10 protein-coding genes and 1 pseudogene are annotated in these 13,203 nt (G+C 65.5%); 8 read left to right on the plus strand and 3 right to left on the minus strand.

Annotated features, from left to right (window positions below; genetic code table 11):
* Nucleotides 1-3 precede the first annotated feature (3 nt).
* Complete coding sequence (gene dsbG / locus LK409_RS04165; RefSeq protein ID WP_010927929.1) at nt 4-840, plus strand: thiol:disulfide interchange protein DsbG; 837 nt, start codon at nt 4-6, stop codon at nt 838-840.
* A complete protein-coding gene (locus LK409_RS04170) occupies nt 837-1,154 on the plus strand; it encodes a hypothetical protein (protein WP_003812378.1) in 318 nt (105 codons plus the stop codon). Before dsbG ends, LK409_RS04170 begins: the two co-directional genes overlap by 4 nt.
* A gap of 35 nt (nt 1,155-1,189) precedes the next feature.
* Here the strand turns inward: LK409_RS04170 and LK409_RS04175 are convergent, their stop codons facing one another.
* Nucleotides 1,190-1,618 carry a hypothetical protein gene (locus tag LK409_RS04175; protein WP_076879801.1) on the minus strand — a complete coding sequence of 143 codons (429 nt, stop codon included), beginning with the start codon at nt 1,616-1,618 and terminating at the stop codon, nt 1,190-1,192.
* Nucleotides 1,615-2,289 carry a BRCT domain-containing protein gene (locus tag LK409_RS04180; RefSeq protein ID WP_003812376.1) on the minus strand — a complete coding sequence of 225 codons (675 nt, stop codon included), beginning with the start codon at nt 2,287-2,289 and terminating at the stop codon, nt 1,615-1,617. The genes LK409_RS04175 and LK409_RS04180 overlap by 4 nt, the downstream gene beginning before the upstream one ends.
* Nucleotides 2,290-2,601: 312 nt before the next feature.
* Here LK409_RS04180 and LK409_RS04185 point away from each other — a divergent pair, with 312 nt between their 5' ends.
* Nucleotides 2,602-3,729 (plus strand): helix-turn-helix transcriptional regulator, encoded by a 1,128-nt coding sequence (locus LK409_RS04185; RefSeq protein ID WP_003812374.1) that lies wholly within the window; start codon nt 2,602-2,604, stop codon nt 3,727-3,729.
* 249 nt (nt 3,730-3,978) lie between these two features.
* Nucleotides 3,979-6,135, plus strand: a complete 2,157-nt coding sequence (locus LK409_RS04190) for a BB2324 family autotransporter (RefSeq protein WP_010927930.1) — start codon at nt 3,979-3,981, stop codon at nt 6,133-6,135.
* Here LK409_RS04190 and LK409_RS04195 read toward each other — a convergent pair.
* Complete coding sequence (locus LK409_RS04195) at nt 6,132-6,743, minus strand: DUF2239 family protein (protein WP_010927931.1); 612 nt, start codon at nt 6,741-6,743, stop codon at nt 6,132-6,134. The two genes, LK409_RS04190 and LK409_RS04195, sit on opposite strands and share 4 nt — an antisense overlap.
* Nucleotides 6,744-6,965: 222 nt before the next feature.
* Between LK409_RS04195 and guaB the strand changes: the two genes are divergently transcribed.
* From guaB to LK409_RS04215, 4 genes and pseudogenes are all read left to right on the plus strand, one after another.
* On the plus strand, nt 6,966-8,426 hold the full coding sequence (guaB, locus tag LK409_RS04200; RefSeq protein ID WP_003812368.1) for an IMP dehydrogenase: 1,461 nt from the start codon (nt 6,966-6,968) through the stop codon (nt 8,424-8,426).
* Between the two features lie 96 nt (nt 8,427-8,522).
* The gene (gene guaA / locus LK409_RS04205) at nt 8,523-10,115 is read left to right on the plus strand and encodes a glutamine-hydrolyzing GMP synthase (RefSeq protein WP_010927932.1); all 1,593 of its coding nucleotides are present in this window, start codon (nt 8,523-8,525) and stop codon (nt 10,113-10,115) included.
* A gap of 61 nt (nt 10,116-10,176) precedes the next feature.
* The gene (locus LK409_RS04210) at nt 10,177-10,356 is read left to right on the plus strand and encodes a helix-turn-helix domain-containing protein (RefSeq protein WP_041937137.1); all 180 of its coding nucleotides are present in this window, start codon (nt 10,177-10,179) and stop codon (nt 10,354-10,356) included.
* Between the two features lie 58 nt (nt 10,357-10,414).
* Nucleotides 10,415-13,196, plus strand: a pseudogene (locus LK409_RS04215) (class I SAM-dependent DNA methyltransferase).
* Nucleotides 13,197-13,203: the final 7 nt, after the last annotated feature.

Here is a 13,203-nt window from a genome sequence, read left to right on the forward strand (position 1 = left end):
GTCATGTCCGATCCCATCCTGCCGCGCGCGGCCGCCGGTTTGCGGTGCGCCTGCGCCGTGCTCGCCGGCGCCGTGCTGGCCGCCGGCGCCGCGCAGGCCCAGCAGCCGCCGGCGCCCGTCGCGGCGCTGGCCCAGCACGGCATTGAAATCCTCGGCACCTTTCCCGCGCCCGGCGGGCTGACCGCCTGGGCCGCGCACGCCGGCGACCGTCCGGTCGCGCTGTACGCCACGCCCGATGGCAAGCATGTCATCGTCGGCACCATGTTCGACGCCGAAGGTCGCGACGTGACCCAGGCCGCGCTCGAGCAGGCCATCGAGCCCGCGCTGTCGGACAAGCTGTGGAGCGCGCTGGAGCAAAGCGCCTGGGTGGCCGATGGCAAGGCCGGCGCGGCGCGTATCGTGTACGTATTCACCGACCCCAACTGCCCGTACTGCAACAAGCTGTGGGCCGATGCGCGGCCCTGGGTCGAGGCCGGCAAGGTGCAGCTGCGGCATATCCCGGTCGGCATCCTGACCGCCAGCAGCGAAGGCAAGGCGGCCGCCATCCTGGCCGCGCCCGATCCGGCCAAGGCCCTGCACGACCACGAGGCCGGCCACGTCGCCAGCAACACGCGCGCCCTGGCCGCGGGCGAACGCAAACCCCTGGACGAACGCGGCATCCAGCCGCTGGCCGACATCCCGGCCGAGATTGCGGCACGGCTCAACGCCAACGAAACGCTGATGGCGCAATGGGGCCTGCGCGCCACGCCGGCCATCGTCTGGCGCGAGCAGGGCGGCCGCGTGCGCAAGCGCACCGGCGCGCCGCCGGCGCTGTTGCCGCAGCTTTTCGGGGCCTTGTGATGACGGCCGCCCCGTGCGTGCGCGTGCTGCTGCATGCCCCCACCGCGGGCGCGCTCGAACGCGCCCGCAACAATGCCGCCAACCTGCTCAAGGAGGCGCCCGGCGCGCAAGTGCGCATCGTCGCCAACGCCGCGGCGGTCGCGGCCGCGCTGGATGCGCCGCCTCATCCGGCCGATGCGCATACCTGGCTGTGCCCCAATACGCTGGCCCGCCTGGAGCGGCCGGCGCGCGCGCCCCTGCGCGCGCTGCCCCAGGCGGCGGTGCTGGCGCTCGCGCTGCTGCAGGAAGAGGGCTGGAGGTATATCCGGGCATAGGAGGTCGTACCACGCTCCGACGCTACTTGTAATGATCAACTGCTGCGAGTCTCGGCGACCGATATTGGCATTTCGTCCTTGTCGGCACTGACTGGACAGAATTTGTTGATATCCGAGGTGAACGTGACAGTCGTGCCGTGGCGTGTGCACGTACGGGTGGTCTCGTGCGTCGGATCGATGTGTAAATCCTCCCCCCGCAGTCCTAGCCACATTGCCAAGTATTGATAGGTGCCGTAGCGCGCAGCGGTTTTCAATGCTTTGTCGCCGCCACCACGCCAGGGAAGGACAGGTAGTTCGCCGCTTCGCGCACGTTGTGCCAGACTGGGATCTTCCAGGGCCTTGTCTCGTCCGCGCTCCCAACAGGCGATCAATCCTGAGTCGGGCCCGTGCCAGCGTTGGGCGGTTGTCAATCCTTCGCGACGTGGCTCTGTGGCCGGTATGTGCAGCGCGTCCGTGGGCTTCATGACAGCAGATGCTCGTACCAAGCCTGTTCGCTGATGATGCGCAGCGCGACGCCTGAACTCCGGTAATCCACTGCCTTCTTGATTTTCAACCCGAAAGTTGAGTGGAGCCAGTCGGGATTGCCCAGTTCGCCAATGACTAGATAGTCCAGCTTCTTGGTGACATTGCTCAAGCTGGAGCCGCCGCGCTCCACTACTTGTTGCGAGCACCAGTCCCGCGTGCCGCTCGTAAATTTTCCAGTGAAGCAGAAAGTATGTGCGTCGAAATGAATATCCGGTACGGGACTGCACAACGGCAGAGCTGTGCTCTTGTTGATGGCGGGCTGCCCCGCAGCGTCTTCGCTCCCCACGGTTGCCAGCAGTAGCGCCATGATCTCGGCTTCTTCCATCGCATCCATATGCCCGTCGGCCAGCGCCGCAGCAATGCGTGGATAAAGGGCCTTTGCGGGCCACTTGTTCGATGCATCCTGATTGGTCTGCATCCATCGCAGCAGAAAGGCAACTTCTTCCTGGCATATTGCGCCATCGGCCAGCACGCCTTTTACCAGGCCGATGAGTTCGTCTACCTGACGGGCCTGAACTGCATGTGCACGATAGATGTGATAGGCGGGTGCCGCCTCCACTTCGCTTGTCGCCGTTGCTGGTGCGCCAAAATTGTCGGTCAACCAACCCATTGCAGCCTCCATGGATGCTTGGCCGGCCGAGGGCGGTATAAGTGACAGGGCCCGCGGTCCGGCTGTACACAGCGACCTAGGCCGCCAGAGGGTGTAACATCATCAAAGTAACATATATTTACTTTATCGCCGAGCCAACCTTCCAAGCGGCTGATATAGCGGTAATGTGTTGCTGTGCGTCCCAAGCGCGGGCAATAGTGAATGATATTTTTGGTGTTACATCAATGCAACTATGCGTTACTTTCGTTGCAACAATGGTGTATCTTTACGGCATATCGCGCCGTATTTCTATCGCCCCTCCCGGATCGCCCCATGGACGCCACGCTGCATGCCGACGCGGATGCCATTACCCAGCTCCTGTACGACGGTATCGTCGATAGCGGGGATTGGTACGCGGGCGTAGAGTTGCTGCGCGCGCGCATGGGCGCGGCCTTTTTCCACCAGATGACCGTCGACTGCGCCAACGGCGCGGTCTCCGACGGATTGGCCACGTTCGAGGCCCCGCAGGACAAGGCGCGCGAGTACGAGCAGCACTATGCCCGCACCGACGAGCGCATGCACGCGGTGCTGGCCATGCCGGCCGGCAGCATGGTGATCGACCACGAGCGCTTCGATACTTCGGCCATGTCTTCCAGCGCCATCTACAGCGACTGGCTGCCGTCGGTGGGGCTGCGCCACACCGTGGGCCTGACGCTGCGCGAGGACGGCTCGCGCAAGGAAGTGATCGGCATCATGCGCGCCCGCGAAGACGGCATGTTCCGCGCCTCCGAGATCGCCCTGTGCCAGCGCGCGCTGCCGCACCTGGCGCGCGCCAGCGCGCTGCGCGCACGCGTGGCCGGCCTGCAGGACCGGGCCGGGTTCGGACTGGCCGCGCTGGATGCGTTGCGCCAGGGCATCGTGGTGCTCGATGCGCAGGCAGCCGTGCAGTACGCCAATCCGGCTGCGCGCGCGCTGGCCGCGGCCGGCGCGCTGTGCCGCGTGCGCCACGATACCTGGCGCTTTGCCGACGCGCCGGTGCAGGCGCGTTTCCAGCAGGCGCTGGCCGGCGCCTGCGCGCGCGGCGAGCCGTCGTGCGCCGGGGCCTTCATGGTGCACACCCCTCAAGGTCCGGTGGCGGTTTCGGTGCTGCCGTTGAAGGCCGGCCATCCCTTGCTGGCCTGGCGCGGCGTGCCGCTGGCCATGCTGTCGATCGGCGCCGGCGCGCAAACCGACGTGGCGCCGCCCGACCTGCTGCGGCAGGCGCTGGGCGTCACGCTTGCCGAGGCGCGCCTGGCGCATGCGCTGGCCCAGGGCCTGACCGTCAAGGGCTACGCGCTGCGCGCCGACCTGAGCGAGCAGACCGTGCGCGGCCATCTCAAGAACCTGCTGCGCAAGACCGATTGCCACCGCCAGGTAGAGCTGGTCACGCTGGCGCAGTCGGTGCAGGCCCCACCGGAGTAGCGCATGCCGGCGTCAGGCGCCCCATTGCCGGGGGCGCGCCGCGCCGGCGACATCCATCCTGTTTTCCATTTCCGATGCCGCAGCAACGCGGCACCGTACGGCGCGCTGTGCCATGCGAAATCCGCGCACGGCCGCGCCGGGTCTTGCGGTGCGCCGGCCATTCCGGTCGGCGGCCTTTTCCACACAGCGTTCCAGGCCTGAGGGCCGGCAGACAACAGTTCCGGCCAGGGAGCCGGACAGAGGGGTTTCATGAAGAAGCAGGTAGTTGAATACGTGCGGTGCGGCGTGCCGCGTCTGCGGCCCGTCATGGCCAGCCTGGCGCTGGCCGCATGCCACGGACTGGCAAGCGCCGCGCCGGCCTTGCCGCCGGCCACCGTCGGCATGGGGATGCACCAACTGGCGGTACCCATGGGCACGACTTTCATTCCCATGGCCATGAGCAGCGACGCGACAGTCCTGGCCGGCACCGGGTCCGTGCCCGGACTCGGTCCGCACGCGGCGATGTGGCCGCTGTCCAATCCCTTTCCGTATTACGTCATCGCGGGCGACAGGAGCAGCTTTCACGCGCTCAGCCAGGATGGCAGCGTCGGGGTGGGGGTGGTGGTCAGCGGGGGGCTGTCGCAGGCCGTGCGGTGGGACAATGGCAGTTGGTTCCAGCCCCTGGGCGTAGGCACGGACGGCGCCACGCAATCGTACGCCTCGGGCGTGAGCGCCGACGGCAGCGTGGTGGTCGGGTGGCTGACATGGGATGGTGCGGGAGAGCGCCGTCCGTTCCGTTGGACGCAGGCGACAGGCGTCCAGACGTTGAGCGGATTCGAGTCCTATTCGTTTGCGCTGGCCAGCGGCATAAGCGCCGACGGCAAGGTCGTGGTGGGCGATGTATACACTGATGGCGCGCTGATCACCCCGAACGCCTACCGCTGGACCGCCACCGACGGCATTGACTTGCTGCCGCATGTCGCCGGCGGTACGTCGTCGCGCGCAGCGGCCACCAATAGCGATGGCTCGGTGGTGGTGGGAACCGCGTACGGCAGCAGCTTTGGCGGGGCGCGCGCCTTCCGCTGGACGCAGGCGGGCGGCTCGGCCAACCTGGGCACCATCGCCGGCGGCGAGGCAGGGCAGTCGTTCGCCAGCGCCGTCAACGCGGACGGCAGCGTCGTGGTGGGCTACGTCGATCGCACCGGCATCGGCTTGCTCACCGAGCAGAGCGCATTCCGCTGGACCCAGGCAGGCGGCATGCTCACCGTCGAGCAATGGCTGCGCGGCCACGGCTATACGATTGCCGATGGCCAGACCTGGCGTGCGCTCGCCGTCAACGCCGACGGCACCATCGTCATGGGCATGATGCAAAACGGTGACACCTTCGTGGCACGCACACCCGCCGACAAGGTGCCCGATCCCGTTTCGCCCGGCGGCGGCGAGCCCGCTCCCCAGCCTGGCGGCCAACCGGGCAGCCAGCCCGGCGGAGGCGGCCTGATCACGCTGCGCGAGTTCGCTTCCAGCCTGGGCGGGACCGCCGCGCTGCCGGCCAGCCTGACCAGCTCCACCGACATGCTGCTGCACGGCGCGCACGGCTCGCCCTTGCGCAGCCTGGTGCCCGCCGGCAAGGTCGGCATGTGGACCACCGGCGATTGGGGCCGTACCGAGCACGGCGGCCAGGACGGCATCGCCGCGGTGGGCGAGGCGGGCCTGTCGTATCGCTTCAACGAACAGGTGCAGCTGAACCTGGCCGTGGGCGGCGGCAACATGCGCCAGTATCTGGAGTACGACGGCAAGAGCACGGCCAGGCAGACCTACGTCATGCCCGAACTGCTGTGGAACCTGCCCAGCACGCCGCTGTGGCTGACCGCCAGCGCGCTGTATGCCGATGGCGACCTCAACGTGCGGCGCGGCTACCTGAACGCCGGCGTGGACGACCGCAGCAGCGGCAAGGCCTCGCTGCGCACCACGGCCGCGCGCCTGCGGCTGGACTGGCGCGACGCGCTGGCCTGGGAGCGCGCCGCGTTGACCCCGTACCTGGACTACAGCTACATCCGTACCCGCGTGGGCAGCTATACCGAGCATGGCGGCGGCTTCCCGGCGCGCTGGGATGCGCGCACCGACCACGCCAACGTGGCGCGGCTGGGCGTGGACGCGACCGTGCAGGTGGGCGGCAACGTGCAGCTGCTGGGCACGGTGGAAGCCTCCCATCGCTTCGAAAGCCATAACTCCGGCGCCAGCGGCCAGGTGATCGGCCTGATGCCGTTCGAGCTGGACGGCGCCTCCACCCAGCGCAACTGGCTGCGCTTCGGCGCGGGCGTGCAGGCGCCGGTGGGCCTGGGCACGGCCTCGCTGATGCTCAACACGACCACGCACAGCAGCATGCCGTCGTACTGGCTGGCCGCCACCTACCGCCTGGCGTTCTAGGCCGGCAGGTCCGCCGCGCCGGCCAGGCGCAGGGCGTAGGCGCGCACATCGGCCGGCCAGCCGGCCATGTGCGCAGCCAGCCGCTCGGCGTCGCCGGCATACAGTGCGCGGACGGCTTCCTCGAAGCCGGGCAGGTTGCCCGCCGCCGCGCTCATGAAGGTATAGGCGGCATCGCGTCCGCGGCGCAGCGCGTCGGCGCCGGCATGCTCGCGGCGCGCCTGCTCGACCAGCTTGCGCAACGCCACCGAGGCGCCGCCGGGCTGTCCGGCCAGCCAATCCCAGTGACGCGGCAGCAGCGTCACTTCGCGCGCCACCACGCCCAGCCTGGGCCGGCCCCGGCCGCGCGGCCGGGCAGGGCTACCCTCCGGCTCGGCCTCGGCCTCGGGCTCGACGGGCGTCGGCAGCGGCAGGCGCGCGACGATTTCCGCGTCGGTGCCCCGGGTGTCCACATCGATGGCGCGTCCGGTGGCATCCTCGTAAATGAACACTGCGGCGCCGGCATCGCCATCGGCGGCGCGCCGCGCCGCCAGCGCCACCTCGGCCAGCGGGCCGGCCGCCAGCAGGGCATGGCCGGCGAAGGCGGCATAGACAGGCATGGGAGTCGTCATGATGGATATTTGATCCGGGTAAAAATGTAATGATGCAAATATTGCCCGGGTAAATATAGAATGTCAATATGATCCGGGTAAAAATAGGCCGCGACACCAGCGCAGAGGGCGGGCACTGTTGCCGCGGGCGTACACCCGGCAAAATTCCCCCCGGAACCTAGGGTTCCTACTAGTAACTTCTTACAGCCGGCGTATAATCTTGCTTTGCGCCCGGAGTCTCCCATGCGTCTCGTTCAAAAAGCACTCACCTTCGACGACGTGTTGCTGGTGCCTGCTTACTCCGAAGTGTTGCCGCGCGACACCTCGCTGACCACCCGCCTTACCCGCAACATCACCCTGAACATTCCGCTCGTGTCCGCCGCCATGGACACCGTGACCGAAGCGCGCCTGGCCATCGCCATGGCGCAGGAAGGCGGGATAGGGATCATCCACAAGAATCTGTCGGCCGATGACCAGGCCAAGGAAGTCGCGCGCGTCAAGCGCCACGAATTCGGCATCGTCATCGACCCGGTTACCGTCACCCCCGACATGAAGGTGCGCGACGCCATCGCGCTGCAGCGCCAGCATGGCATCTCGGGCCTGCCGGTGGTCGAGGGGCGCAAGCTGGTCGGCATCGTCACCAACCGCGACCTGCGTTTCGAAGACCGCCTCGACCAGCCCCTGCGCAACATCATGACGCCGCAGGACCGTCTGGTCACCATGAAGGAAGGCGCCACCCTCGACGAAGCCCAGGCGCTGATGCACAAGCACCGCCTCGAGCGCGTGCTCATCGTCAACGACGCCTTCGAGCTGCGCGGCCTGGCCACCGTCAAGGACATCGTCAAGAACACCGAACACCCCTACGCCTGCAAGGACAGCCAGGGCCAGCTGCGCGTGGGCGCGGCCGTGGGCGTGGGCGCCGGCACCGAAGAGCGGGTCGAGAAACTCGTGGCCGCCGGCGTCGACGTCATCATCGTCGACACCGCGCACGGCCACTCGGCCGGCGTGCTCGAGCGCGTGCGCTGGGTCAAGCAGAACTACCCCAAGGTCGAAGTCATCGGCGGCAACATCGCCACCGCCGCCGCCGCGCGCGCGCTGGTCGAAGCCGGCGCCGACGGCGTCAAGGTCGGCATCGGCCCGGGCTCCATCTGCACCACGCGCATCGTGGCCGGTGTGGGCGTGCCCCAGATCAGCGCCATCTCCGACGTGGCCAAGGCCCTCGAAGGCACCGGCGTGCCCCTCATCGCCGACGGCGGCATCCGCTACTCGGGCGACGTCGCCAAGGCGCTGGCCGCCGGCGCGTTCGCCTGCATGATGGGCGGCATGTTCGCCGGCACCGAGGAAGCCCCCGGCGAAGTCGTGCTGTTCCAGGGCCGCTCGTACAAGTCGTACCGCGGCATGGGCAGCCTGGGCGCGATGGCCGACGGCTCGGCCGACCGCTACTTCCAGGATCCCGCCAACAACGCCGACAAGCTGGTGCCCGAAGGCATCGAAGGCCGCGTGCCCTACAAGGGCAGCGTGCTGGCCATCATCTACCAGCTGGTGGGCGGCATCCGCGCCTCGATGGGCTACTGCGGCTGCGCCAGCATCGACGACATGCGCACCAAGACGCAGTTCGTCGAAATCACCTCCGCCGGCGTACGCGAATCGCATGTCCACGACGTGCAGATCACCAAGGAGGCGCCGAACTACCGCGCCGACTGACCCCGGGGCCAGTCATCATCACGCAATGCATCGCGCACCGGCAGAGCCCGCCAGGTTCTGGCCGGTGCGCTTTTATTTCCAACCGGCAGAATCTCCATGCACCAGCGCATCCTCATTCTTGACTACGGTTCGCAAGTCACCCAGCTGATCGCCCGCCGCGTCCGCGAAGCCGGCGTCTACTCCGAAATCCACGCCGGCGACGTCGACGACGCCTTCGTGCGCGACCAGGTCGCGCAGGGCCTCAAAGGCATCATCCTCTCGGGCAGCCACGCATCGGCCTACGAAGAGGGCTCGATGCGCGTGCCGGCGGCCGTGTTCGAAGTCGGCGTGCCCGTGCTGGGCATCTGCTACGGCATGCAATCCATGGCCCAGCAACTGGGCGGCACCGTCAGCTTCAGCGACCACCGCGAATTCGGCTACGCCGAAGTGCGCGCCCATGGCCACACCAAACTGCTCGACGGCCTGGCCGACTTCACCACCGACGAAGGCCACGGCATGCTCAAGGTGTGGATGAGCCATGGCGACAAAGTCACCGAACTGCCGCCCGGCTTCAAGCTGATGGCCTCCACCGCCTCCTGCCCCATCGCCGGCATGGCCGACGAGGACCGTGGCTTCTACGCCGTGCAGTTCCACCCCGAAGTCACCCACACCGTCCAGGGCAAGGCCATGCTGGCGCGCTTCGTCAAGGACATCTGCGGCTGCGAGGGCGACTGGAACATGCCCGACTACATCTCGGAAGCGGTCGCCCGCATCCGCGAACAGGTCGGCAGCGACGAAGTCATCCTCGGCCTGTCCGGCGGCGTGGACTCCTTGGTGGCCGCCGCGCTCATTCACCGCGCCATCGGCGACCAGCTCACCTGCGTCTTCGTCGACCACGGCCTGCTGCGCCTGGACGAAGGCAAACAGGTCATGCAGACCTTCGCCGAGAACATGGGCGTCAAGATCGTCCATGTCGACGCCACCAGCCAGTTCATGGGCAAGCTGACCGGCGTCGCCGACCCCGAAGCCAAGCGCAAGATCATCGGCCGCGAATTCGTCGAAGTCTTCCAGGACGAAGCCGGCAAACTGCAGGGCGCCAAATGGCTGGCGCAAGGCACCATCTACCCCGACGTCATCGAATCGGCCGGCGCCAAGACCGGCAAGGCCACCTCGATCAAATCGCACCACAACGTCGGCGGCCTGCCCGATACGCTCAACCTGCAACTGCTCGAGCCGCTGCGCGAACTGTTCAAGGACGAAGTGCGCGAACTGGGCGTGGCCCTGGGCCTGCCGCCGCAGATGGTCTACCGCCACCCGTTCCCCGGCCCCGGCCTGGGCGTGCGCATCCTGGGCGAAGTCAAGCACGAGTACGCCGAACTGCTGCGCCGCGCCGACGCCATCTTCATCGAGGAACTGCGCAACGCCAAGGACCCGGCCAGCGGCCTGACCTGGTACGAACTCACCTCGCAAGCCTTCGCCGTGTTCCTGCCGGTCAAATCGGTCGGCGTCATGGGTGACGGCCGCACCTACGAGTACGTCGTCGCCCTGCGCGCCGTACAGACCTTCGACTTCATGACCGCCGACTGGGCGCCTCTGCCGCACCCGCTGCTGGCGCGCGTCTCCTCGCGCATCATCAACGAAGTGCGCGGCATCAACCGGGTGGTGTACGACGTATCGAGCAAGCCGCCTGCGACGATTGAGTGGGAGTGAGGCTGCGTATGGCATAGACCGGCACCAAATAGCATTAGAACACCTCTAAGCCGAAGACGAAATTCTTACGCTGGATGAAGTGGCGGTCTACCTCAAGGCAGGGAAGAAGACTGTGTACCGGCTGGCCCAGCGGGGGGAGATACCGGAATTCAAGCTGGGCGGCACCTGGCGGTTTCGTCGCAGCGAATTGGATCGCTGGATTGCCGCGCAGATAGCCGAAAAAACGCAGGACAAGACATGAGCACCCCGCAGAACAGCAGCAGCCAGGCGGAATCGTTCAGAGAGAGGGCTGCGCGCCCATGAATGCCGTAGAAATCGAACAAGCCATCACCGACCTCGCGGAGCAGCCCTTTGACCCCGCCGAGTTCGCCTACGCCTTCCTGGAAGCCTTTGGCAACAAGACGACGACCATCAAGCGCCTGCGCGCCGGGGCGTCGAACAAGTCCGACCTCGGCGGCGTTCTCCAGACCAGTAACATCCACATTCTGACGTGCGACGCTGGGCGGGTGACGCAGACGCTGGCCGCTCTCAAGGCCAGCCCGGCGACGGGCAAGGCCAAGGCGAAGTTCATCCTCGCCACGGACGGCGCGGACTTCGAGGCCGAAGACCTGACCAGCGGCGAGACCGTCGCCTGTGCCTTCAAGGACTTTCCCGACCACTTCGGCTTCTTCCTGCCGCTGGCGGGCATCAGCACCGTCCGCCAGATCAGTGAAAACGCTTTCGACATCCGGGCTACCAGTCGCCTGAACCGGCTGTACGTTGAATTGTTGAAAGACAACCCTACCTGGGGCACAGCGGAGCGTCGCCATGACATGAACAAGCTCATGGCGCGGCTGATCTTCTGTTTCTTCGCCGAGGACACCGACATCTTCGTCGGCAAGGGCCGCTTCACCGAAACCGTCGCGCAAATGAGTGCCAGGGACTCGTCGAACACGCACGAGGTTCTCGCCACGTTGTTCCGCGCCATGAATACCAAGCGCGAGGACCGGGCTGTCGCCAAGATTCCCCGTTGGGCCGAAGACTTCCCTTACGTCAACGGGCAGTTGTTCTCCGGCGGTGACGAGGTGCCGCGATTCAGCAAGATCGCCCGGTCCTACCTGTTGCACGTCGGCGGGCTGGACTGGACCAAGATCAACCCTGACATCTTCGGCTCGATGATCCAGGCCGTTGCCGAGGACGAGGAGCGCGGCGAGCTGGGGATGCACTACACCAGTGTCCCCAACATCCTGAAGGTGCTGAATCCGCTGTTTCTTGACGACCTGTGGGGGAAGCTGGAGGAAGCGGGTGATAACGCCCGCATGTTGCTCAACCTGCGCAAGCGCATCGCCAGGATCAGGGTCTTCGACCCGGCCTGCGGTTCGGGCAACTTCCTGGTGATCGCCTACAAGGAAATGCGCGCCATCGAGGCCGAGATCAACCAGCGGCGTGGCGAGCCGGATCGAGCATCAGAAATCCCGGTCACCAATTTTCGCGGGATCGAGCTGCGCGACTTCCCGGCGGAGATCGCCCGCCTTGCGTTGGTCATCGCCGAGTACCAGTGTGACGTGCTGTACCGGGGGCAGAAGCTGGCCCTGGCCGAGTTTCTGCCCCTGCGCAATGAAAACTGGATCACCTGTGGCAACGCGCTGCGGCTGGACTGGTTGAGCGTTTGCCCGCTGACGGGTACGGGCGTGAAGTTGCAGGCGGACGACCTCTTTGAAACGCCGCTCGATCAAGGCGAGATTGACTTCCAGAACGAAGGCGGCGAGACGTATGTCTGCGGGAATCCTCCGTATCTCGGTTCCGCCTGGCAATCCGACGAACAGAAGTCCGATCTCAGGGCCGTCTTCGACCACCGTTGTAAAACGTGGAAATCGCTTGATTACGTGGCCGGCTGGTTCATGAAAGCCGCCGAATACGGAACACACACGCAATCCACCGCCGCTTTCGTCTCCACCAACTCCATTTGCCAAGGCCAGCAAGTACCTGTTTTGTGGCCGCTAATTCAAAGTTTGGGCCACCGGATAAATTTTGCATATACCTCCGTTCAAGTGGGCCAATCTAGCGAGCCACAATGCGGGCGTGATTGTAGTTATTGTCGGTATCACAAGGGAGGCCGCGAGCAATCGCCGCCTCTACACTAGTTCGGGGACTTCAGACGCAACATTGGCGAACGTACCCAACATCAATGGCTACCTCGTTGCCGCTGACGATATTGAAATCGTCAAGCGTTCATCGCCACTTTCTGAAGTTGCAGTCATGGATCGAGGTAATAGCCCTGTTGATGGCGGAAATTTGCTTCTGTCAGGTGAGGAAGCCAGAAGAATTTTAAGCTGCTGCTCCGAAGCGGGAGGATTCATCCGGCGTATCTATGGGTCAGCCGAGCTAATCCGTGGTTTACAACGATATTGCATCTGGATAAAGGATGGAGATGCAGAAAAGAGCAGGACATTGCCGTTAATAGCGCAACGCCTTGACGCTGTGAAAGCAATGCGTTTGGCTAGCCCCAAGATTGCCACAAGGAAGGCAGCAAGCTCCCCGCATCGGTTTGACGAGATTCGCCAATTTGGTACCGAACGGATCATCGCAATTCCTCGCATTTCTTCAGAAAATCGCGACTATCTCTCCGTGGGGTTGATACCTGCTGGAGACATAATAACCGATCTGAATTTCGGTCTTTTTGATGCGGAATTGTGGAACGCATCAATTCTTATGTCGAAACTGCATATTGTGTGGATCGCGACGGTCTGCGGGAAAATGAAGTCGGATTTTCGCTATTCAAACCTAATGGGCTGGAACACGTTCCCCGTACCAACGCTAACAGAGAAGAACAAGGCCGACCTCACGCGCTGCGCGGAGGACATCCTGCTGGCGCGGGAGCATCACTTCCCCGCGACCATCGCGGACCTGTACGACCCTGAGAACATGCCCGCTGACCTGCGGGCGGCGCATGACCGTAACGACGAAGTGCTGGAGCGGATCTACATCGGACGTCGCTTCAAGAACGATACCGAGCGGCTGGAAAAACTGTTCGACCTTTACACCAAGATGACCGCTTCGGCTGCACCTGCCAAGAAGCGAAAAGCGGGGGCAAAGGAATGAGGGATCA

The sequence above is a fragment of the Bordetella parapertussis genome (assembly GCF_020735925.1).
GTDB lineage: Bacteria > Pseudomonadota > Gammaproteobacteria > Burkholderiales > Burkholderiaceae_B > Bordetella > Bordetella pertussis.